The following is a 21105-nucleotide window of genomic DNA, read 5'->3' on the forward strand; positions in this document are numbered from 1 at the left end:
TGTCAGCGACTGTATTTTTTACATATTTTCGGCTGAGAATAGCGCATTTATTTTGAATGACGTATGAATAACCAGTAGAATGCGGCATTTTGCACGCGCAGCGGGCATGTTTTTGTGTCATATGGGTTTGTTTTGCTGCGTCATTCATACAATGTGCTAAGGGTGTCGGATGAAGTTATTAATTGATTTTTTGGTGATCATTGCGTTTTTCGCTGGTTATAAACTCAGCGGTGGCGATATGATGGTCGCTACCAAAGTGGCGATGGGCGCGACGTTGGCGCAACTGGTTTTGATGAAGGCGCTGAAAATGCCCATTCAGCCGATGCACTGGTTTAGTTTTGTGCTGATTGTGATTTTGGGTTCGATGTCGATTTTCTTTAATAACCCTCGATTTTTACAATGGAAATTCTCGGTGCTCGAATGGGTGATGGGCGCGGCGATTTTGATTGGACAATTGGTTTTCAAGAAAAATATGTTTAAGCTGCTGATGGGCAATGAATTGACCTTGCCCGAACCAGTTTGGACAAAAATGGCTTGGCTGTGGGCGGGGTTTTTTATCTTTTTGGGTTGTCTGAATTGGTATATTTTCAGCAATTACGACAATGATGTTTGGATGAATTTCAAAACTTTTTGGGCGCTGGGTCTGACCATTGCGTTTGTCATCGCTCAGGGTTTTTGGCTCAGCCGTTATTTGCCGAAAGGTAAGGAATAAGGCGGTGTATCGCTGTTTTCTCGGATTGAATCAAGCATTGTTTCTGCACAATTGTTTGGTATAAATTCGAGTGTTCTTATGGGAACAGGCTTTGGCTCTTCAATTTTTTGGGAGCTTTATTTGTGGTTGCGAACAAGTCCTGTGCGTTTTAAACGTTTAATGATGCTTTTTTAATTTTCCTGAGGAAAAATTGTGGTGAAAAAAAATAGTTTAATGGTTGCAATGATGGTACTGGCTGGTTTGGGTTTGGGCGCCTGTGCCAAAGACACAACGAAATATACTTTGGATCAAAAAGTAGATGCGATCGTCAAGCAAATCTCGGCTGAAGCGCCGGATCAGCCGGTCAATGACGAGATGAAAAAACGCATTCACGAGCAACTGGCGCAGCAAGAAGCAATTGCCAATGCCGCTCGCCAAGATGGCTTGGACAAAAATGAAGACGTGAAAATTTTGTCCGCGATCGGTGTGGAGCAAGCTTTGGCCTCCAAGTTTTTGGAAAGCAAAATGGCCAGCTTCAAGCCGTCTGACGAAGAGTTGAAAAAAATCTACGACGAGCAAGTGAACAAGGGTAAAGAATACCATTTGCGCCATATTTTGGTAGACAGCGAAGAGAAAGCAAAAGAAATCATCACCAAATTGAAAGCCGGTGAAAAATTTGAAACCCTCGCCAAGCAGTCTAAAGATCCGGGTTCTGCGGCCAAAGGCGGTGATTTGGGCTGGATGCCATTGGATGCGTGGGTGCCTGAGTTCAAGGAAGCGGCAGGTAAATTGACACCGAAACAAATCACTGAAGCGCCGGTGAAATCACAGTTTGGTTACCATGTGATTCAATTGGTCGAAGAGCCGCGTACGCCACAAAATGTGCCTGCGTTTGAAGCGGTCAAGCCTCAAGTGATGGAAATGGCCAAACGCGATCATTTGAAACAGTTGCAAGACTCGTTCATGAAGAAATAAGCATCATGTGATTGCATACGCATGGTAGCTAATAAACAAAGGACAGGTTAAACCCTGTCCTTTGTTATTTTTGACTCTGCGTTGTAGCGGGGATGTTACTCATCCAATATTATTCATCCAAATCAAGGTCTTTGCCTTGAATCACCTTTTTGATCACGTCAAAAGAAAAGCCACGATAGGCCAAAAAACGGCTTTGCTTGGCGTATTCGCTGGCGTTTCCGGGCGCAGCGCCGAATTTTTTTTGCCAGACGGCATGCGCGCGTTGTAACTCGCTTTGCGCCAATTCGGCTACGGTTTCGTCGATGAGTTCTTTCGATAAGCCTTGCTGATTCAGCGTGTGTTTGATGCGGGCGGCGCCGTAGCGTTCGCCCTTGACCTTGCCGATCTGTGCGGCGAAACGCGCATCGGATTGCCAATTGTTTTGTGCCAAATGCGCCAGTACGTAATCAATCAGCGCTTCTAAATGCTCAAACTGCTCATTCGGCGTGAAGGGTTGCTCGGCAAAGGCGAACATGAGTTTGCGTTTGAGTTCGGTCTGCCCGTGTTCGCGACGCGACAGATAGGACACAGCTCGGTGCATGATGCGCTGGCGCAGTTCGTTGGTGCTCAGTGTGGCGGGCGCACGGGTTCGTTGCTCCGCCGGTTCGCTGGGCGCAAACTGCTCAAATGCTTCGTCCTCATGTGGGTCGTCAAATCTATTGGGCATGTTCGTAACTCAAACTGGTTCGTAGCTCGCGCAGCGCATACACCGCAGGCAGCATGACCTCGGTCACCATCATTTTGCTGTTCGGGTGTCGCGAATGGGTGAACACACAGCGGCGCGCCCAGAGGTGCTGCGGCAGTTCGGTGGAAAAAGCGTGTTGTGTCAAGGCGCGTTGCGCCAGTTGGTACAGCATGTCGTGTTTGGACAGGCGCGTGAATTCAAAAGCTTGGCGCTGAATCAGCGGATTGAAAAATAGGGCGAGGCCGAGGGCTTTTTGCCCCAAACCATTGAAAAATGGCCAGTGACGTTTGAGTGTAGACAGAGCCGTCACCGTATGCCCGAACACCACGGGCTGCTGATCGCAACACAGAATCACATTGCGGCTCATGACGCGGTCGGCGAGGCGCAATTGTAAGGGTGCTTGCTCGCTCAGATGCAGCGCTGTTTTAGCCTGAAAGGTGCGGATGACCTGAAATTCGTGGCTATGGCGTTTTAATTTAAGCGTTAAAGAACCGGCATCGGTGAGCCAATGCCGGTGGTGCGGTTCGATGCGGGGAACGTAGCTTTGCCAAGGTGATTGTTGGCTTGCGCTCATTTAGTGTGCTCCCGCGCCTGCATCATTTTGCCAGATGGCCGCATCAGCGGGCTGCGTGGCTGCATCGATTTGTGCCACCGCATTGAGTACGGGTAATCCGTCCGCCTGGTCGGGCTGCGAGGGCAAAAATTGCGTTTGATGCGGCGGAAGCAGCAACAAGGCGGTTTGCACGTCGAAGGATAAACCGCAGGCGCCGCAGTTGGCATAGCCGTTGTGCAAGCGCAACTGATCGGGATAGACCTTAAATAATGTGTCGCAATGCGGACATTTGGCGCCAAAGGCAGTCATATCGCACCTGAAGGTTAATTAGTGAACGGTGCTGCCGTGCTCGTGGTCATCATCATGATCGTGGTGATGACCGTCACCGTCGTGGACGTGGCCGTGCTCGATTTCTTCTTCCGTCGCAGGGCGCACATCGGTCACTTTGACCGCGCAGCGCAAAGCCATGCCAGCCAGCGGATGATTGCCATCCAGCACCACTTTGTCGCCAGCGATGTCGGTCACGGTGAAAAATTCCATATCGTCTTCGCTGCCGCCTTCAGGAATGCCTTCAAACATCATGCCTGGTTCGGTTTCAGCAGGGAATAGTGAGCGGTCTTCCACGCGCACGAGTTCGGCATCGTATTCGCCAAATGCGTCGTCCGGTTCGAGCTGAACGGTGGTTTCATAGCCAATATCTTGGCCTTCGAGTGCCTCTTCGATTTTTGGGAAAAAGTCATCGTAGCCACCGTGCAAATAGGTAAAACCTTCGCCGGAGGTCTCTTCGATGAAGTTGTTTTGTGCATCGGTCACAGACATGGAGAGGGTGACGACGGTGTTTTTAGCAATTTTCATAAGAATTCCTTGCCCGAACTGAATCGGCTGTGTGATTGAGCATGAGAAATATGGTTCATTATTATACGCGAGCGTGGTGCTTTTCGGTGGATTTTGGCGCGGATCGATGCAATTTTAATGAGGCTCGGTGTTGACTTTGGTTGATGCTTGCGGCGTAAAAAATCGCTCATGCAGATCGTGGTTGAGTCCAAAGGTGTTGAGCAATTCGCCTAAACGCTGCGCCGCAGCGCGATTGTATTGAATCCGTCCGTTCGGTGTGCGCTGGCGACTGGCAATAATCAGCTCGTTTTTCATCGAATGCTCCCAGCCGACCAATTCGGTCACGGAAACCGTGTAGCCATGCGCTTGCAGTTGCAGGCAGCGCAAGACATTGGTCAGATGGCTACCAAATTCGCGGGTGTGAATCGGAAAGCGCCAAATTTCCGATAAAGGATTGGCCAAATTGTGGGCTTTATTTTTGCGTAAAAAACTGGCCACTTCGGCCTGACAGCAAGGTACAAGTACGATGTGCTCGGCATTTTTCGCCAGAGCGAAGCGAATCGCATCGTCGGTCGCGGTATTGCAGGCGTGCAGGGCGGTCACAATGTCGATTTGCTCGGGTAGGGCGTCCGAGGTTATGGAGTCAGCCACCGATAGGTTGAGAAATTGCATACCGGTAAATCCGGCTTTTTGTGCCAACTCCTGCGAGCGGCTGACTAAATCGGGACGGGTTTCGATGCCGTAAATGCGTGCTTGGTTCGGATTCAGTTGTTGCGGTTTGAAAAATAAATCATAAATTGTAAGAATTAATCGGGTTGTTTACAGTTTGTTTGATAAAAGTAATTTTGTAGTATCTCGTAGGGGGTTAAGTTATTTAATGATTTGTGAGGTTTAACGGTATTGTAAAAGTTAATGAAGCGATTAAGTTCAATTTGTCGGTGCAACGGGTCTTTAAATTGAATTTTCTCGTGCCACATTTGCATCAAGGTACGAATGACTCGCTCAGCTTTGCCATTGGTTTGAGGTCTGGCGATGCGAGTAAAGCGCTGCCCGATGTTGTGCTGTGCGCAGGCTTGAACAAATGCGTGATGGGGTGTACCTCTATACTCCTTGCCGTTGTCTGAGTAAATGTAGTCTATCTCATAAGGGCATTGAGCCAGCAGATGTTCCATCAGGAACTGCGCAGAACTGAATTGGGTTTTATCGGGCAGGATGGCGGCGTAGAGTTCGCGCGAGTAGTCGTCTATCGCGACGAACAGATATTCGCGAGGTTGCGTGTTGTTTTGCCCTTTGATTAGGGGCAGACGTTTGGTGTCAACATGTACCATTTCGCCGGGATAGGATTTGTTATACCTTTGAGCTTCACGCTTGAGTCGAGCTTGGATACTCAACTCAATTTTAGCCAATCGTTTAAGCCCATATTGGATCGAACGATAGCGAGCATTGGTGCTGTCGCTCGGTGCAAATTGTTGTAAACGCGCTTTTTTCAGCGCTGAATAGATGGTAGGGCGACTTACTCGGTAGTGTTCTGCCAAGTGCGTCACCTTCCATTGTCGACCTTGATATAAGCGCCATATTTCCTCTCGGTCTAACGGGGTTAGGCGGACTCGTTTGTGCATATTCATTTCAGTATTTTCTCCGAAAATACTGTAAACAACGCGTTAATTTTTTACACATAAATAATAAAGCCCAAATATGACTTACCCGCTCCGTGATCGACCAAACTCAGTGTTTCTTTATCACCTAAGATATCTTCAAGCAATGGTTTAATAAAGTTAAATAAGTGATAGATTTGCTTGAGTTTTCTTCGAGAGTCCTGGTTGATTTTTCCTTCGTTGGTGAGGATGTGCAGGGCTTTGAGTAAGTCAACGGATTGCTCAGGCCGTACTTCATAGGCGGTTGCTTTATCGAGCTTGGCCGGTTTTTTTGCGGTGGTTTGAGTGGCTGACTGAACCGTGTTTTTTTTGGACATGGTCGGTTTCCTTCAAACTACTTTGCGGTAGTCAACGAAGTCGAAATCCAAACCGCTGGCTGTGTCATGATGAGATTCGCGCCAGACCTCTTGCCAATGGCGCTGACCTATTTCGGGAAAAAATGCGTCTGCTTCAAAGTCGCGTTTGACATGCGTGATCAGCAGGCGATCGGCGAGGTTTTGCTGCATGGCTTGCGCATAAATTTGCGCACCGCCGATGATGAATAGTTCATCGGTGTTGGTTTCGGTGTTGGCTTTTTTTGCAATATCAATGGCTTGCATCAAATCGCCTGCAATGTGGCAACCGGGCAAATCACCATTCTTTAACTGTGTGGAGATTACAATATTGGTGCGATTCGGTAGCGGACGGCCAATCGAGTCGTAGGTTTTGCGCCCCATAATGATCGGGTGATTTTGCGTGGTGCGTTTGAAAAATTTTAAGTCTTCAGACAGATGCCACAGCAGTTGATTGTCTTTGCCCAGCGCGCGATTGCTGGCGATGGCGGCGATAAGGGTGATGCGGGGTGTTTGAGTGGTCATGGTACTTGGGTGGTTAATCTGCTCGATAGAAAATTGGGCTACCGTGCCGTTCAATGAGTCTGAATGAAAGGCGCGAAGAGGTATTTTTATGGGAATCAATGATACCAAAATCAGCCTGTTGATGCGTCCATTTTAATTATCGAAAGTTTTTATGGATTTTTCTCAAAAAATACCATAATTTTTTTAATTTGCACAAAAATCGTTTCAATAATTTATTCTGCTATCGGTATACTTCGCCAAAATTTTCACCTTTTATTCCAGAAAGATATAGGTGAAAGTTTTGAATATAATTTGTATTTCATCAAAGGAGATGATTATGCGTATCGGGGTACCTAAGGAGATTAAAAATAACGAGAACCGCGTTGGGCTGATTCCGGAAAACGTCCGTGAATTGGTTGCGCATGGCCACGAAGTTTGGGTAGAAACCCAAGCTGGACAGGGCATTGGCGCGGACGATGCGGTGTATGAAGCGGCAGGTGCGCAGATCAAAGCGACGGCTGCGGAAATTTTCGCCCAGTGCGAGATGATTATCAAGGTTAAAGAGCCGCAAAAAGTTGAGTATGAACAACTGCGCGACGGGCAAATTTTGTTCACCTACTTGCATTTGGCGCCCGATCCGGAGCAAACCGAAGGTCTGCTCAAATCCGGCTGTATCGGTGTGGCGTATGAAACGGTGACGGCAGGCAATCGCACACTGCCTTTGCTCGCGCCGATGTCGGAAGTGGCCGGGCGCATGGCGGTTCAGGTTGGTGCGTATGCCTTGCAAAAGCCCGAAGGTGGCTTGGGCACGCTGCTGGGTGGTGTTCCGGGTGTCGCTCCGGCGAATGTGGTGGTACTCGGCGGCGGCGTGGCCGGTTTGAATGCGACTAAAATGGCGGTCGGCATGGGTGCTAATGTCAGCGTGTTGGATCGCAATATTGACCGTTTGCGTTATCTGGACGACATTTTTGATAATCAGATCAAAACCATTTTCTCCACCACCGGCGCAGTCGAATCAGCGGTGACGGCGGCGGATTTGGTGATTGGTACGGTCTTGATTCCCGGGGCGAACGCGCCGAAACTGATTCCTCGCAGTTTATTGAAAAAAATGAAAAAAGGCTCAGTCATCGTGGACGTAGCGATTGATCAGGGTGGCTGTGCCGAAACCTCTGAGGCGACAACCCACGAAAATCCGACTTATGTGGTGGATGGTGTGGTGCATTACTGCGTGGCGAATATGCCGGGCGGTGTGCCGCGTACCTCAACCTATGCATTGAACAACGCGACCTTGCCTTATGCACTGGCGATTGCGAATAAAGGCATCAAGCAGGCCTTGCTTGACGATCCGCATTTGCTTAACGGTCTGAATGTCTGTAAAGGACAATTGACCTACAAAGCCGTGGCCGATGCGCAGCATTTGGCTTATGTACCGGCGCTGGATGCCGTAAATGCGCTGTAAGCAGATGTAAGTGCAAAAAGATGTATCAATAACAAAGGAGCCAGTTTGGCTCCTTTGTTGTTTGCATGCGTTTTGAGGGCGGTGAATGGTCAAAGCGAAAACGGTTCGGCGACCGGTGGTTTTTTCGGTTCCGGCAAAATTTGTACAATGACAATACCCGCAGCAATTAACGCGCCACCCAAATAACCATACCAGGTCAGGCGTTCGCTCAAAAAGAGTGCGCCGGCCAGTGCGGCAAATACGGTTTCGCCCGAGAGAATAATCGCGGCTTCGGCAGGGCGCGCGTAGCGTTGACCAATCACCTGACCGGTAAAGCCGATGCCGACGGAAATAAACACCATATACGCCAACGGCCAGAAGACTTTGGACAGATTATTCCAGTCGAAGGTCTCCAATGGCAGCGAAAACAGCAGTGCCAACACGCCGCAGACGATGAATTGTCCCCATGCAACCAGAAGCGGCGCGTGCAGGCGTTCGGCCAATCCGCCGACCCACAAAACATGCAGGGTGAACGGAATCACTGTACCGAGTACCCACAGATCGCCGACGTTTAAAGCCAATTGTCCGGCGCCGGTCAATAACCATGTGCCGATCAGACAGCCCAATGCCGCAGGCCAAACCACCCAATGCACTTTGCGTTTGTACAAAATCAAGCCCAGCAGCGGCACCAGTGGTACATATAGACCGGTGAGAAAACCGGCGTTGGTCACCGAGGTATACTTCATCCCGATTTGCTGTAAAGAGGTTCCGGCACACAACAGCACACCCATGAGAGCAATGTGCAGCCAATCTTTTGTGGTGATTTTGGGTGCGGCAGCATTTTGCTTCAGACTTTGCCATTCCATCCAAACCAACGGGCTAATCAATACGGCGCCAAGCAAAAACCGAGTGCCGGTGAAGGTGAGTGCGCCAATGTAAGGCGCGGCGATGGATTGCGGAACAAAAGCGCAGCCCCATGCACAAGCGCAGATGAGTAACAAAAAATTGGCTTGCGCTCGAGTTAACGGTCGATTCATTACTAAAAACTATCCAAGAATTTTTTAATGGCTGATTTTAAATAAACAGCGGATGATGTTCGGGCCTGGGTTGCTGTTGATACCACGAATTGCTTCATGCCAACATGCGTCAAAATACCCCTAAAAGCACAGGGCGTCCACTATACCTGTTTTGGCAGTGATAAAACAAGTTTCACGAGGATATTGTTGCTGAAAAAAATCATTTGCTCCAAATAAGTGCGTTTTTTTCAATCGGAAGCAGTAATTATTTTTGTTTTTTAATAAAAACAGCAAAATTCAAACAAATTTGTTAGGTAAGATGTAGACCTTCAATCATTGGATATTTAAAATAAATGGAGCAGCATGGTCAACTTTTTTCGTAAACCTCTTTTTGATACCCCTGCATGGGGGCTGTTAATCCCGCTGATCGCGGTGGGTGTTTTCTTAATTATGATGGGGAACGAGCTGTCAGGATTTGGCTTGACGCTGGTGTCCATTGCTCTGATCTCTGCGGTTTTAATGTCCGTTCACCATGCGGAGGTGATCGCGCTGCGTGTCGGTGAACCGTTTGGCACACTGATTTTGGCGCTCGCGGTGACCGTTATCGAAGTGTCGTTGATCGTGACGCTGATGCTCTCCGGCGGGGAGGCGATCAGTGCGCTGGCGCGCGATACCGTATTTGCCACAGTGATGATTGTCTGTAACGGCGTGATTGGGCTATGTTTGCTGCTCGGCGCGTGGCGCCACCGCGTGCTGGTGTTTCGTGTGGATGGAACGACGCCCACTTTATCCGTTTTGGCCGTATTGTCCACGTTGGTTTTGGTGCTGCCAACGTTTACTTCATCCACCGCGGGCGCGACTTTGACCAATACGCAACTGATTTTCACAGGTGTGGTGGCTTTGCTGCTGTATTTCGTGTTTGTATTTGTATTGACCATTCGGCATCGTGAGTATTTTTTACCACCAGAAAATATAGTTGTTAATGAGGTGCCTGATGTGGAGCCGCACCCACGTCCATCGGTACTTTCGGCCGTAGTGAGCTTGGTATTTTTGTTGGTCTCTTTGATTGCAGTGGTGGGACTGGCGAAAACATTGGCGCCTGCGATCGAGGCGGGCGTGAATGCCATCTCTGCACCAATGGCGGTGGTCGGGGTCATGATTGCCATGCTGGTGTTGCTGCCGGAGACACTCTCGGCAGTGCGTGCGGCGATGCGTAATCAAATGCAGATCAGCTTTAATTTAACGCTGGGATCGGCGTTGGCGACGATCGGATTGACCATTCCGACGGTGGCAGTGACTTCGCTATTGTTGGATTTGCCTCTGGAGCTGGGGTTGCCGCAAAAAGAAATCACCATGCTGGCTTTGACTTTGTTGATTACCTCAATGACCATTTCGCGTAACAGCGCTACGGTTCTGCAAGGTGCGGTGCATTGGGTATTGTTCATGGTGTTTTTATTCTTGAGTATTTTTCCATGACGGGCATTTAGCAGCGGGGATGATGGTTTATCGTCACAAAGCGATGGCTCAAATGCATAGATTTTTGCTCGGTCAAAACTTATGCTGGAATTCCTAGATAATTTGGAAAGATAAATGAGATGAACCTTGACGAACTAACTGCAGAAGCATATGCCGTATATTTAGCAAAACAAATGCTTTCAAAGAAAATGTCTTTTTTTGAAGGTGCTGCGAGAATGGCGCCATTGCGACATGATATTGATGGCCTTGAATATACGGATGAAGATTTTTTAGCTTTTGTTTTGATTAGTTCAGAAACTGATTGTAACCCTCCCTAAAACCAGTAGCACTGATAACTAGAGTTTTCCGGTAGACTTTAGAGAGAAACGGAGAACTTAGATGAAGAAATCACGTTTTACAGAGACGCAGATTGTTAAGATCTTGAAAGAGGTCGAAACAGGCCGGTTGGTCAAAGAGGTATGTCGGGAGTATGGTGTATCCGAGGCGACCTACTACAACTGGAAAAGCAAATATGGCGGTATGGAAGCCTCCGACATCAAGCGGCTCAAGGAGCTTGAAGACGAGAACCGACGACTCAAACAAATGTACGCCGAGTTGTGTTTGGACAACCGCATTCTGAAAGACATTGTCGAAAAAAAGCTTTGACGACAGGTGTACGGCGCGAGCTGGTGGACTATGCTCGGCAAGAGCATGACAGCAGTTTGCGCCGCGCCTGTCGTTTGATCGGCATCAGCGACTCAAGCTATCGCTATCGCCCCATGATGAACAAAGACCATGCTGTGATTGCAGGGATACAAGCCGCAGTAGAACGCTATCCAGCCTATGGCTTTGGCAAACTACTGCACATCCTCCGGCGGCAAGGCCATGCTTGGAATCACAAACGCGTACATCGGGTGTATTGTCAATTAAACCTGAATATGCGCCGTCGCGGTAAGAGGCGCCTTCCCAGCCGGAATCCACAAACACTTTCTGTTCCCAGTGTCATCAATCAAAGTTGGTCAATGGATTTCATGAGTGATTCGCTTGTCTGTGGGCGGCGGTTTCGCACCTTCAATGTGGTTGATGACTTTAACCGCGAAGCCTTGGCAATTGAAATTGATCTGAGCCTGCCTGCACCGAGAATCATCCGCGTGCTGGAGCGCATCATTGCATGGCGTGGCTATCCGCAACAGATTCGTATGGATAACGGGCCAGAGTTTATTTCCACTGCATTAGCCGATTGGGCAGAGACGCACGGCATTCATTTGGAATTTATTCAACCGGGAAAGCCCACGCAGAATTCGTTTGTTGAACGGTTCAATCGTACCTATCGCGATGAGATGCTGAACATGTATGTGTTCAAAAGTCTGAATCAGGTACGTGAGCTGACCGATGATTGGATTCGTGAATACAACGAAGAACGCCCTCATGAATCACTGGGGAATTTGACTCCTTGGGAGTATTTGGATACAGTTAACAACACCGCAAACTCTAATTTACAGTGTAACTGAAATAGGGAAGGTTACAGATGCTTATATAAAGAAGCAACAGCTACAGTTTAAGAAAGATGCTGATGTTTATATTAAGTCAAATAAAGTAAGTGATGAGGATGTTGATCTGCCCTCGTTTCCACGGACAGTTTAAGCGGCTAATTTGATGTAAGCCAACTCGAAGTTTACAGGAGATTTATAGCCGATTGTTGAATGCTTGCGCTTTCGATTGTAATAAACCTCGATAAACCAAAAAATCATGGACTGTGCGTGCTCAATTGAGCCGAACGAATGTTGATACACAAATTCGACTTTTAGGGTGTGGAAGAAGCTTTCGCACGCCGCATTGTCGTAGCAATTGCCTTTACCACTCATGCTGCATTTGAGTTGGTACTCCTTAATCAATTTCTGATAATCCTTTGAGCAATACTGGCTTCCACGGTCGGTGTGTATAATGACACCCGTTGGATAACCCCGACTGCGCAACGCTGATTTGAGCGCATCACAAACCAATTTGGCATTGATACGCACGCCAAATGCCCAACCAATCACCTTGCGTGAATGCAAGTCTAAAATCACAGCCAAATATAACCACTGTTGTTTCACGCGAATATAAGTTATATCGCCCACCCACGCGGTATTTGGAGCAGTTACCTTAAAGTTCTGTTCCAACAGGTTTGGTGCAATCGGGAGATTGTGACGGCTGTTGGTGGTGTATTTGAATTTGATGCTTTGAATGCCACGTATCCCAATGCGCTTCATTCTGCGACGCACACGTTCCAACGATGCGGACACGCCAAGGTCGCGCAATTCGTCACATACGCGCCGATAACCATAGCGCCCCTCGTGCTCACGGTAAATGCGCATGATGTGCTCGTCTAATTGGATATTAGACACCTCACGGACTGAAACCTCACGATTGCGCCAATCGTAAAATCCACTGCGCGAAACGCCCATGATGGCGCATTTGCGGGCGATGGTTAGCCCCTGATGTTCTTGAATGCACGCGTATTTCACGGTTTCAGGCTCGCAAAATACGCGCTTGCTTTTTTTAGGAAATCAATCTCCCGTTTACGCAAGTCCAACTCTTTGTGAGCTGCTTTGAGTTGACGCTCTAACGTTTGATAGTCCTGTTTACTTGGTTTGTTTGGTTGGGTTGTATTGCTTATCTTGTCTGACTTCGGGTTGCTCATCGTGGCATAAATCCAATTCGTTAAAGTCCCGTAGTTTACCCCCAAATCTCGGGCAATTTCGGCGTAACTTAGTTCGCCTGATAAAGCTAACTTTACTGCCTCTGATTTGAACGTTTCATCGTATTGATTGCGTTTCATTTGACACCTCTTTTTTTACGTTGATAGGTGTCCGTCAAATCGAGGGCAGATCATGTTAACAAAGCTGCAAAGAGAATATAGCTAGAATCGGACATTTCTATTTAGCCGCTACACACCAATTTCGTATAAGTTGTGTTATGCACAATTGAAGAATCTACCTATCGGTGCAATTTTCAGTAATTATTTTTGTTTACAATTGCAGGGAGATTTAAGAATTTTTCAAGAAGAAGAGGGGAACTCATCCCTCACTTGTTAAGGTAAACCAGAATTGTTTCTAAGTCAAGAACAAATTTGTTCTTATAATCGGATCAATCCTAAAAATAACAATAAGATCAAGGCTGGTATGGCTTCTGTCTGGTAGTGTGTATTCTAAGCCAACTATAACAGTTCGTCTACAAAATGTAACAATCTCAGATTATCGTGAATAATATGGTCAAAACCGTGATTTTCATAACAAACTTGAGTTGTGGTTTTTTAAATATTAAAATATCCTGAGTCTTTCATTTTGAGTAGTAAATATTAATTCTAAAATTTAACATAATATATAATCGTGGGTTATGTGCAACAAGCCTTGAGTTTTATGCGAAAAATATTTGACAATAGAAGTTATGCTGTTTTGAATTGATCTAAACTCTGATTTGACCAACAGGTACGGAGATCAGGCTGTTACAAAAAACCTCAAAAATGAAGCTGTGAACAGTATCTCAGAACTTTCAATCATACAAAAGAAGGTACTTTTATGAACTCAGAACAATTAACCCCTCAGCCTATTGAAACATCTTTTGATTCTGCTGAAACAGTAGGGGAGGAGTGTAACTTATCCAGTAGCACTATGCTTAGCCCAGAAGAAATCAATGAACTGAAACGCAAAACCAAAGAAAAAGTCGAGTATCTACAAAAATATTTTCCTGGCCTTAAAGTCCATTCACCCGAAGAGTAGAATAATTAAAATAGAGAAACCCGATACAAGCAACTCAACAAACAAAAAGTTAAGTAGAAAACTCCCATGGGTTGATCAGCTGCACACCTGTGTGCGCAAAATCGGATATATTGCGTGTGACGACAACAAACCGATGCTCCAATGCTGTAGCGGCAATCATGGCATCTCGCTCGCTGCGAGGATCAGGTAAGTGCAATGCCGCGCAAATCGGTGCAGTGTTTTCAGTGAAGGGCAGAATACGACCGGCAAACGCTAGGCGTAGTCCATTAAGCCAAGTTCTTAATGCCGAACCTTGAGGCGGGGTTTTACGCTCCAAAGCCTGAACACCTTTTTCCAGCTCCAACAAGGTAATTGCCGAGATAAACAGCTTGCCGCTGCTTTGTGTCGCAGCCCAATTACGCACCGCCGTAGACTGCTGTGGTTTTCCGTGACGCAACTCTGATAGAACGTTTGTATCTAACAAGTACATGGATCACCCCAACTGAGCATCAGATAGCTGAATCGACAATTTGGCCGGTTCAAACTCAATGCCTTCTTCGCAGGCAATATTGTCCATAAGAGCCAACAAGCTCACGTCGCGATGTTGTCCAGTCATCCCATAGTAGTCATCAATTTTGAGCAAGGCATAGGCAGGTTGACCTCGATGTGTGATGAATACCGGACCATCATTGGCTGCGCGCTTCGCCGCTGCAATATCGCGCGTAAATTCTCGACTCGATATGGTTTGAATAGTCATTATAAAACTCCTCCGAATGATTAATGTTTGTATGTTATGACAAACTTCTTTTTGAGTCAATAGTTATGATCACGTAAAAAATGTTTAGATGAGAACTCGAATTATTAATTAATGGCCATCGTCAAGTTACTTGGCATTTAAACGGAAGATCGAAAAATGATGAGGTTTCAATCCATTACGCAAGCTCAAAGGTTTCTGAGTGCGATGAGCAAGTTCTACGATCATTTCCAAATGAACAGTCATAAAACGACAGCAAAAGCGCATCGAATTCTGCTTATCAATGTGGCGAACCATAGCCCAAAATCCGTTGGGCGCATGAGATATTGCATGAACTTACGAATTTTTCAGACTGAAAAAGTTAATTTGACGATACCGCGCGATGCTTAGTGCAGAAGAACTCAATGAACTGAAACGCAAAACCCGAAAAAAAGTGACCGTTACAAAGCAGAAACTGAAGTTTAATGTTTCTTTTCCAGATGATTAGACTATAAATGTAGTAGCCACGACTTGACCTGACAGACAGTTATTAGGCTGTCGCTAAAACTGACTCGGTTGTCTGAAATGTCCGATTCAGTTGTTTCTCGATAGCGATATGTTTGCTATCTAAAAAAGTTTGCATGGGTGTTTTACCAAAGCAATGCTTCCCTGAGTGGGTTCGTTGCTCGTTGTAATCCAGCACCCATGCGTCCAAGTCGACTTGTAACTCTTCCAAACTGTTGTATATTTTACGCCGAAATGCGGTGGCGTAGAATTCGTTTTGTATGGTTTTGTGGAAACGTTCACAAATGCCATTGGTTTGCGGATGCTTGACCTTGGTACGCGTGTGCTCAATGTCCTCTAAGTCCAAATATAACTGATACTCATGCGTTTCTCGGTTGCCACAGTATTCACTGCCTCGGTCTGTAAGGATGCGTAACAGCGGTATGTCGTGCGCCTCATAGAACGGTATCACACGGTCATTAAGCAAATCAGCCGAAGTAATGGCGTGTTTTTGTTGATACAGTTTGACAATCGCCAGCTTGCAGTAAGTGTCGATGTAGGTTTGTTGATAAATCCGCCCCACGCCTTTAATCGTGCCGACGTAATAGGTGTCTTGCGAACCCAAATAGCCTGGATGTTCGGTTTCGATTTCACCATGCGCTTGTTTCTCTTCGCGAGCACGTTCGAGTGCAAACAGTTGGTCTTCTGTGAGTATGATGCCGTCTTGTGCGATTTTGGCTGATAATGCTTTGAGTCGCTTCTGGAAGGTTTCTAAGTCATGGCGTAACCAAATGGAACGAACGCCACCACCTGAAACAAATACGCCAACTTTGCGTAATTCATTGCTCACTCGGTGCTGTCCATACGCGGGTTTGTCTATGGCGAAGTTGACCACCGCTTCTTCTATTGACGGGTCGATACGGTTCTTGAGTATCGGTTTACGGCGACTGATTTCTTGTAACGCCGCCTCACCTCCGCGCTCATACAAATCTCTAAACCGATAGTAACTGTCTCGACTAAATCCCATCGTCTTGCAGGCTTTTGAGACACTGCCCAAAGTTTGGGCTAAATTGAGCAAACCTAATTTATTTTTGATAATCTTGTGACTTGATTGAGTGTTCATTTCTGACTCCTTTGTTTCCTATATGATAAACAAAACGTCAGATTAAGTCTTAACTAATACAGGGTAGCACGGTTACGACTGCAACAGACCAAACCCTGACAGTGACCCACGGCGACACCAGTTTGGGTACACAGCTGATCGGTAACAACGTCAATGTATTTGCCAGCAAAGGCATCACCACCAAAGGTAGCACCTTGTTCGCGCAAAACCGCGTGGATTTAAGCACGGTCACAGGGAACATCAATTTGGCGGCGAGTGCAGACAATTATCACGACAGCGATAAATACAAGCAAACCAAACTGGACTTTGACTGGTCATGGACGAATTTTATTAAATTTGGACAAACCAAGACCTCACAAGCCATTGTAGGAGACAAGTTTGGATATACCGGTACCACAGTGAGCAGTTTGGGCGATGTCAGCATCTCCGCCAAACAGGGCGGGATGACGGTTAGTAAAGGAACGATTGATGCACTCTCGGGTGATGTGGACATTACCGCTCGCAATATTCGGATCCAAGATCTGAACGAAACTGCCAAAAAAACCTTTATCAACAAATACAAATTCACGGGTCTGCAAATACAAGTACAGTCGCCAATTTTATCTGCGGCCAATATGGGTAAAACCATCTATGATCAGTCCAAAGACGCCAGTGGCACCACCCAAGTCGCAGCACTGACCGTTTCGGGCGCATTGGCAGCGTACAATGCCTATCGCAATCTCACCGATTTATACAATGCCGTCGGTAATGCTAAAAGCTTTGGCGAAGCCGCAGGTCAGTTGGGTTCGGTCTCTTTGAGCCTCGGTGTACAAAAGCAATTTAACGAGACGGTTAGCCAAACCAGTACCAGTAACGGTTCACAAGTCACCGCCGGTGGTGCAGTCAACTTGACCGCAACCGGTTTGGGTAAATCCACTACATTGGATACCATTGCCAGTAATACCGGCTCGGATATCTTTGTTCAAGGCTCCACCGTCGCAGGCGTACAGCAAACCATACTCAAGGCCGATGACGACATTCAACTGATTGCCGGACGCAGTGGTGCTAAAGTACTTACCACTGAAAGTACCGCTGATGCCAGCATTGGTGCATCAGCCAGCATTACCGGATTCAGTTTGAATGTAGCGGCTTCGGGCGGCAAAGCCCACAAAAGCACCGAGGAGCTGATGAACAATGAAGCCATCATAGGTGATAAGAACAGTCAAACCCAGTTGATCAGCGGTAACGACACCAACATCATTGGCAGTCAAGTATTTGGCAAGAAGGTTTACGCCGATGTAGGGCGAAGCCTGAGCATCCGTAGTTTGCAAGACAGCTACACCTTTGACTCTACCAAGAAGAACTACGGTGTGAGCCTGCAAGCCCCCTTGGGCGGTACCGGGTTTGGGGTGAATGTGAATGCCGGCAAAACCACCATGATGTCTCGCTATACTTCAGTGATTGAGCAGGCCGGTATCTATGCGGGTAAAGATGGATTTGATATCAATGTCAAAGGTGCGACCAATATCAAGAGCGCGAAGATCACCTCGACTTCGGGAGATTGGGCAAAGAACATATTGCACACGCAGACACTGAACTTGGAAGCGAATCTGAACAACTCAGCGGCCTATCGTGCCAATGCGGTCAGTGCCTCAATTGGCTTTAACACCGACACCAGCCAAGGCTTCTACGGTATTACCCCATCGGCGCCGATTGCCATGACCGCTAAAGGAGATGCAGACAGCACCACGCACAGCACGATCAATGGCACTATCAGTAATGCCGCTGGAGCAGCACCGGTGATTAATGGCACAGGCACACTCGACCGAGCCGATGACGGCTTGGACACTGCCGCCCTCAAACAGATATTTGATGAGAAGAAGGTCAACACCGGCTTTGCGATTGCCACCACCTTAGGCCAAAACCTCTCCGAGTTTCGCACCATCAAAGCCCGCGATATTGACAATGCGGGTAAAGCACTGGCGGTCGATGCCGCAGGTAATCCAGTGCTGGGCAAAGACGGCAAACCACTCACCGTGGCACAAGCGGCCAAACTCGATCCGAACGACGTCGGCTACGGCCAAGCCACGGGTGAAGCGTTTGACAAATACATAGGACTACAAAAGGCTTGGGGCAATGGTGGGTTCGGTACCATTCTGCTCACCGCCGTGGCCGGAGCGGCCAATGGCAATGTCACCGGTAGCGGTGCCGAGTTCCTGCAAAATGCAGCGATCAATGTGGCGCGACAATACACCGCGACAGAAATCAAACGGGTGGCCGATAGTTTCTTCACCGTCGATCCAGTGACGGGTGAACGCAAGAGCAATGTACTCAGTGAGTTGGTACGCGGCGCACTGCACGCGATGGCCAGCTGTGGCGGTGCGGCGGCAACGGGTGCAAGCTGTAAGACTGCCGCCGGTGCGGCTGTGGCGACCGTAGCGCTGAATAATCTATTGATTGGGGTCAATACTAAAGACATGACCGAGGCGCAGAAGCTGGCATACTCCAACCTCATTCAAACCATCATCACCGGTGCGGCAACCGGCATGAATATGGATTCCGCTGCTGGGCAGTTGGCGAGTAAGATGGAGATTGAGAATAATGCGTTTGGTATGAAAGAGGGGGATTGGAAGGATATCTCATATACTGTATTCAAAGAAGGTGTTAGCCTCGTTGGTATAGTGTATAAGCCCGCTCGTTTTGGAACGTTGATTCTCGATGTTTCTGAGATAGGATATGATTTATTAACTCAAAACGACCCTAAAACATTAGTTAGCTTTGCCGGAGCAGAGATTATTGGACGAGCTCTTGAAAGCAAGCACCCTGGGTTTAAAGCTTTACCCAAAGAGCAAAAAGAACAGGCTATAGAAGCGGTTAAGTATGTTATTTCAAAAGGAATTCAAGGAGTTTATACGATGAAACAAGACGGACTCTATTGAAAATAAAGGGGGGATGATGAGTAACCTGCTTAAAAAAAATATTACATTATTTTTCGTTTTTGGAATCAATCTGACACTAGCGTGGCTCAGTGGATTTCATAAACTTTTTCTGTTATTGCTAGTAGTGAATAGCATATCAATTTATATGGTTATAAGTCGTTATTATGACAAGACGAGGGAATATTTTTGTGGTGTGATAAGTCATACTGTACCTATGAGTGAAAGCCGATTGAAATTCTATTTGCTTGATTTTTTTATCTGGGAAGGATTGGTTCTTTTAGTTGCTTATATTGTGATAATTAGAGGTGGCCTATCCAGTTTTAATTGACTAGCTAGAGAGGCTCTTGATGTACAGAGGGCGCCGCCAAAGAGAGGCGCCGAGTTCCTGCAAAATGCCGCGATCAATGTGGCGCGACAATACACCGCGACAGAAATCAAACGGGTGGCCGATAGTTTCTTCACCGTCGATCCGGTGACGGTGAACGCAAGAGCAATGTACTCAGTGAGTTGGTACGCGGCGCACTGCACGCAATGGCCAGCTGTGGCGGTGCGGCGGCAACGGGTGCAAGCTGTAAAACAGCCGCCGGTGCTGCGGTGGCGACTGTGGCCTTGAACAATCTGCTTATTGGGGTTAATACCAAAGATATGACCGAGGCGCAGAAGCTGGCATACTCCAATCTCATTCAAACTATCATCACCGGTGCCGCGACGGGCATGAATATGGATTCCGCTGCTGGGCAATTGGCGAGTAAGATGGAGATTGAAAACAATGGGACATACACAGTTAATGGTAAAAGCTACAATGAGCTTCAGTGGGATGCTTATATAAAGAAGCAACAGCTACAGTTTAAGAAAGATGCTGATGTTTATATTAAGTCAAATAAAGTAAGTGATGAGGATGTTAACAAAGCTGCAAAGAGAATATAGCTAGAATCGGACATTTCTATTTAGCCGCCACACACCAATTTCGTATAAGTTATCTTATGCACAATTCTCGAATCTACCGATCGTTGCAATTTTCAGTAATTATTTTTGTTGAGAAATTGCGAGATATTTGAGAAAAAACTGGAAAGAGAAGGGGGGTACGCCCCACACTATCTAAGTTAAACCAGAATTGTTTCTAAGTCAAGAACAAATTTGTTCTTATAATCAGAGCAATCCTAAAAATAACAATAAGATCAAGGCTGGCGCGGCTTCTGGTTGATAGTGAGCATTCTAAGCCAGCTATAAACGTTCGTCTAAAAAATCTAACAATCCCAAATTATCGTGAACAATATAGTCAAAACCGTGATTTCCTATCAATCTTGCGCTGTGGTTTTTAAATATTAAAATATTCTGAGTTTTACATTCTAAGTAGTAAATATCAATTTTAAAATTTAACATAACGCTGAATCGTGGGTTATGTGCAACAAGCCTTGAGTTTTATGCGAAAAATATTTGACAACAGAGATTATGCTGTTTTGAATTGGTCTAAACTCTGACTTGATCAGCAGGTACGGCAATCAATTCGTTTAGAAAAACTTCAGAAATGAAGCTGTGAATAGTATCTCAGACTTTCAATCATACAAAAGAAGGAACTCATATGACCTCAGAACAACTCACCCAGAACGCCATTGAACCATCTTCTGATTCAGCTGAAACAGTAGGGGAGAAGTGGAACTTATCCAGTAGCACTATGCTTAGTCAAGAAGAAATCAATGAACTGAAACTCAAAACCAAAGAAAAAGTCGAGTATCTACAAAAATATTTCCCTGGCCTTAAAATCGATTCCTCTGAAGAATAGAAATTTAAAGTGAATCGCCAAATTGAAATATTGCAATCTTGGTTAAAAATAATGATTTCATTGCAATAAAAATCAAATCAATACCAAGGATCCAGATAAGATCTTCTCAGAATGTTGATCAATTAAA

The 21105-nt window shown here is 46.6% G+C and carries 22 protein-coding genes and 2 pseudogenes; 10 read left to right on the forward strand and 14 right to left on the reverse strand.

Annotated elements, in window-relative coordinates; genetic code table 11:
* Positions 1–169: 169 nt before the first annotated feature.
* Positions 170–712, forward strand: a complete 543-nt coding sequence (locus ACZ41M_RS02590; RefSeq protein ID WP_464730417.1) for a septation protein A — start codon at positions 170–172, stop codon at positions 710–712.
* A gap of 222 nt (positions 713–934) precedes the next feature.
* Entirely contained in the window at positions 935–1666 is a 732-nt protein-coding gene (locus tag ACZ41M_RS02595) for a peptidylprolyl isomerase (RefSeq protein WP_464730416.1), read from the forward strand.
* Positions 1667–1775: 109 nt separating this feature from the next.
* Here the strand turns inward: ACZ41M_RS02595 and recX are convergent, their stop codons facing one another.
* The 8 genes and pseudogenes from recX to ACZ41M_RS02635 all read right to left on the reverse strand — a co-directional run bounded on the left by recX (position 1776) and on the right by ACZ41M_RS02635 (position 6289).
* A complete protein-coding gene (gene recX / locus ACZ41M_RS02600; protein ID WP_464730415.1) occupies positions 1776–2372 on the reverse strand; it encodes a recombination regulator RecX in 597 nt (198 codons plus the stop codon).
* Entirely contained in the window at positions 2362–2964 is a 603-nt protein-coding gene (locus ACZ41M_RS02605; protein WP_464730414.1) for a chorismate--pyruvate lyase family protein, read from the reverse strand. Before ACZ41M_RS02605 ends, recX begins: the two co-directional genes overlap by 11 nt.
* Positions 2965–3252: an MJ0042-type zinc finger domain-containing protein gene (locus ACZ41M_RS02610; RefSeq protein ID WP_464730413.1), complete on the reverse strand. Its 288-nt coding sequence runs from the start codon at positions 3250–3252 to the stop codon at positions 2965–2967.
* A gap of 18 nt (positions 3253–3270) precedes the next feature.
* Positions 3271–3798 carry an FKBP-type peptidyl-prolyl cis-trans isomerase gene (locus tag ACZ41M_RS02615; protein ID WP_464730412.1) on the reverse strand — a complete coding sequence of 176 codons (528 nt, stop codon included), beginning with the start codon at positions 3796–3798 and terminating at the stop codon, positions 3271–3273.
* A 114-nt stretch (positions 3799–3912) separates the two neighbouring features.
* Positions 3913–4575, reverse strand: a pseudogene (locus ACZ41M_RS02620) (class I SAM-dependent methyltransferase); the annotation flags it as partial.
* An 8-nt stretch (positions 4576–4583) separates the two neighbouring features.
* Entirely contained in the window at positions 4584–5402 is an 819-nt protein-coding gene (locus tag ACZ41M_RS02625) for an integrase core domain-containing protein (RefSeq protein WP_464730411.1), read from the reverse strand.
* A 50-nt stretch (positions 5403–5452) separates the two neighbouring features.
* A pseudogene (locus ACZ41M_RS02630) lies at positions 5453–5749 on the reverse strand (methyltransferase); the annotation flags it as partial.
* 12 nt (positions 5750–5761) lie between these two features.
* Entirely contained in the window at positions 5762–6289 is a 528-nt protein-coding gene (locus tag ACZ41M_RS02635; RefSeq protein ID WP_464730410.1) for a dihydrofolate reductase, read from the reverse strand.
* A 316-nt stretch (positions 6290–6605) separates the two neighbouring features.
* Between ACZ41M_RS02635 and ald the strand changes: the two genes are divergently transcribed.
* Positions 6606–7727 (forward strand): alanine dehydrogenase, encoded by a 1122-nt coding sequence (gene ald, locus ACZ41M_RS02640; RefSeq protein WP_464730409.1) that lies wholly within the window; start codon positions 6606–6608, stop codon positions 7725–7727.
* A gap of 89 nt (positions 7728–7816) precedes the next feature.
* Here the strand turns inward: ald and ACZ41M_RS02645 are convergent, their stop codons facing one another.
* Complete coding sequence (locus ACZ41M_RS02645) at positions 7817–8743, reverse strand: DMT family transporter (RefSeq protein ID WP_464730408.1); 927 nt, start codon at positions 8741–8743, stop codon at positions 7817–7819.
* A gap of 342 nt (positions 8744–9085) precedes the next feature.
* On the opposite strand from ACZ41M_RS02645, the gene ACZ41M_RS02650 reads away from it, so the two are divergent.
* From ACZ41M_RS02650 to ACZ41M_RS02660, 3 genes are all read left to right on the forward strand, one after another.
* Positions 9086–10198, forward strand: coding sequence for a calcium:cation antiporter (locus ACZ41M_RS02650; protein ID WP_464730407.1), 1113 nt, complete (start codon positions 9086–9088; stop codon positions 10196–10198).
* 119 nt (positions 10199–10317) lie between these two features.
* Positions 10318–10515 (forward strand): hypothetical protein, encoded by a 198-nt coding sequence (locus tag ACZ41M_RS02655; RefSeq protein WP_464730406.1) that lies wholly within the window; start codon positions 10318–10320, stop codon positions 10513–10515.
* 61 nt (positions 10516–10576) lie between these two features.
* Positions 10577–11688, forward strand: a protein-coding gene (locus tag ACZ41M_RS02660; RefSeq protein WP_464730405.1) for an IS3 family transposase whose coding sequence is annotated in 2 segments (ribosomal slippage) — positions 10577–10838 and positions 10838–11688 — 1113 coding nt in all. Because the reading frame shifts where the segments join, the coding sequence is not laid out codon by codon here.
* A gap of 129 nt (positions 11689–11817) precedes the next feature.
* Here ACZ41M_RS02660 and ACZ41M_RS02665 read toward each other — a convergent pair.
* A complete protein-coding gene (locus ACZ41M_RS02665) occupies positions 11818–12684 on the reverse strand; it encodes an IS3 family transposase (RefSeq protein ID WP_464730404.1) in 867 nt (288 codons plus the stop codon).
* Complete coding sequence (locus tag ACZ41M_RS02670; protein ID WP_464730403.1) at positions 12681–12998, reverse strand: transposase; 318 nt, start codon at positions 12996–12998, stop codon at positions 12681–12683. The genes ACZ41M_RS02665 and ACZ41M_RS02670 overlap by 4 nt, the downstream gene beginning before the upstream one ends.
* 739 nt (positions 12999–13737) lie before the next feature.
* Here ACZ41M_RS02670 and ACZ41M_RS02675 point away from each other — a divergent pair.
* Entirely contained in the window at positions 13738–13938 is a 201-nt protein-coding gene (locus ACZ41M_RS02675) for a hypothetical protein (protein ID WP_464730402.1), read from the forward strand.
* Between the two features lie 49 nt (positions 13939–13987).
* On the opposite strand, the gene ACZ41M_RS02680 is transcribed toward ACZ41M_RS02675, so the two are convergent.
* The 3 genes from ACZ41M_RS02680 to ACZ41M_RS02690 all read right to left on the reverse strand — a co-directional run bounded on the left by ACZ41M_RS02680 (position 13988) and on the right by ACZ41M_RS02690 (position 16277).
* Positions 13988–14407, reverse strand: coding sequence for a PIN domain-containing protein (locus ACZ41M_RS02680; protein ID WP_464730401.1), 420 nt, complete (start codon positions 14405–14407; stop codon positions 13988–13990).
* A gap of 3 nt (positions 14408–14410) precedes the next feature.
* Positions 14411–14674 (reverse strand): prevent-host-death protein, encoded by a 264-nt coding sequence (locus ACZ41M_RS02685; RefSeq protein ID WP_464730400.1) that lies wholly within the window; start codon positions 14672–14674, stop codon positions 14411–14413.
* Positions 14675–15200: 526 nt separating this feature from the next.
* Positions 15201–16277, reverse strand: coding sequence for an IS481 family transposase (locus ACZ41M_RS02690; RefSeq protein WP_464729930.1), 1077 nt, complete (start codon positions 16275–16277; stop codon positions 15201–15203).
* Positions 16278–16378: 101 nt separating this feature from the next.
* Here ACZ41M_RS02690 and ACZ41M_RS02695 point away from each other — a divergent pair, with 101 nt between their 5' ends.
* The 3 genes from ACZ41M_RS02695 (at position 16379) to ACZ41M_RS02705 (ending at position 20978) form a co-directional block, all read left to right on the forward strand.
* Positions 16379–19195 carry a hemagglutinin repeat-containing protein gene (locus tag ACZ41M_RS02695; RefSeq protein ID WP_464730399.1) on the forward strand — a complete coding sequence of 939 codons (2817 nt, stop codon included), beginning with the start codon at positions 16379–16381 and terminating at the stop codon, positions 19193–19195.
* Positions 19196–19726: 531 nt separating this feature from the next.
* Positions 19727–20122, forward strand: coding sequence for a hypothetical protein (locus tag ACZ41M_RS02700; protein WP_464730398.1), 396 nt, complete (start codon positions 19727–19729; stop codon positions 20120–20122).
* 655 nt (positions 20123–20777) lie between these two features.
* Entirely contained in the window at positions 20778–20978 is a 201-nt protein-coding gene (locus ACZ41M_RS02705) for a hypothetical protein (protein WP_464730397.1), read from the forward strand.
* Positions 20979–21105: the final 127 nt, after the last annotated feature.

This window comes from Puribacter membranae (genome assembly GCF_055380425.1).

Excerpts from the sequence above, each read along its gene's own strand:
- ACZ41M_RS02645 (WP_464730408.1), bottom strand. The coding sequence starts at position 8,743 with ATGAATCGACCGTTAACTCGAGCGCAAGCCAATTTTTTGTTACTCATC.
- ACZ41M_RS02650 (WP_464730407.1), top strand. The coding sequence starts at position 9,086 with ATGGTCAACTTTTTTCGTAAACCTCTTTTTGATACCCCTGCATGGGGG.
- ACZ41M_RS02680 (WP_464730401.1), bottom strand. The coding sequence starts at position 14,407 with ATGTACTTGTTAGATACAAACGTTCTATCAGAGTTGCGTCACGGAAAA.
- ACZ41M_RS02595 (WP_464730416.1), top strand. The coding sequence starts at position 935 with ATGATGGTACTGGCTGGTTTGGGTTTGGGCGCCTGTGCCAAAGACACA.
- ACZ41M_RS02655 (WP_464730406.1), top strand. The coding sequence starts at position 10,318 with ATGAACCTTGACGAACTAACTGCAGAAGCATATGCCGTATATTTAGCA.
- ACZ41M_RS02635 (WP_464730410.1), bottom strand. The coding sequence starts at position 6,289 with ATGACCACTCAAACACCCCGCATCACCCTTATCGCCGCCATCGCCAGC.
- ACZ41M_RS02670 (WP_464730403.1), bottom strand. The coding sequence starts at position 12,998 with ATGAAACGCAATCAATACGATGAAACGTTCAAATCAGAGGCAGTAAAG.
- ACZ41M_RS02690 (WP_464729930.1), bottom strand. The coding sequence starts at position 16,277 with ATGAACACTCAATCAAGTCACAAGATTATCAAAAATAAATTAGGTTTG.
- ACZ41M_RS02590 (WP_464730417.1), top strand. The coding sequence starts at position 170 with ATGAAGTTATTAATTGATTTTTTGGTGATCATTGCGTTTTTCGCTGGT.
- ACZ41M_RS02705 (WP_464730397.1), top strand. The coding sequence starts at position 20,778 with ATGACCTCAGAACAACTCACCCAGAACGCCATTGAACCATCTTCTGAT.
- ald (WP_464730409.1), top strand. The coding sequence starts at position 6,606 with ATGCGTATCGGGGTACCTAAGGAGATTAAAAATAACGAGAACCGCGTT.
- ACZ41M_RS02625 (WP_464730411.1), bottom strand. The coding sequence starts at position 5,402 with ATGAATATGCACAAACGAGTCCGCCTAACCCCGTTAGACCGAGAGGAA.
- ACZ41M_RS02605 (WP_464730414.1), bottom strand. The coding sequence starts at position 2,964 with ATGAGCGCAAGCCAACAATCACCTTGGCAAAGCTACGTTCCCCGCATC.
- recX (WP_464730415.1), bottom strand. The coding sequence starts at position 2,372 with ATGCCCAATAGATTTGACGACCCACATGAGGACGAAGCATTTGAGCAG.
- ACZ41M_RS02610 (WP_464730413.1), bottom strand. The coding sequence starts at position 3,252 with ATGACTGCCTTTGGCGCCAAATGTCCGCATTGCGACACATTATTTAAG.
- ACZ41M_RS02615 (WP_464730412.1), bottom strand. The coding sequence starts at position 3,798 with ATGAAAATTGCTAAAAACACCGTCGTCACCCTCTCCATGTCTGTGACC.
- ACZ41M_RS02685 (WP_464730400.1), bottom strand. The coding sequence starts at position 14,674 with ATGACTATTCAAACCATATCGAGTCGAGAATTTACGCGCGATATTGCA.
- ACZ41M_RS02700 (WP_464730398.1), top strand. The coding sequence starts at position 19,727 with ATGGCCAGCTGTGGCGGTGCGGCGGCAACGGGTGCAAGCTGTAAAACA.
- ACZ41M_RS02675 (WP_464730402.1), top strand. The coding sequence starts at position 13,738 with ATGAACTCAGAACAATTAACCCCTCAGCCTATTGAAACATCTTTTGAT.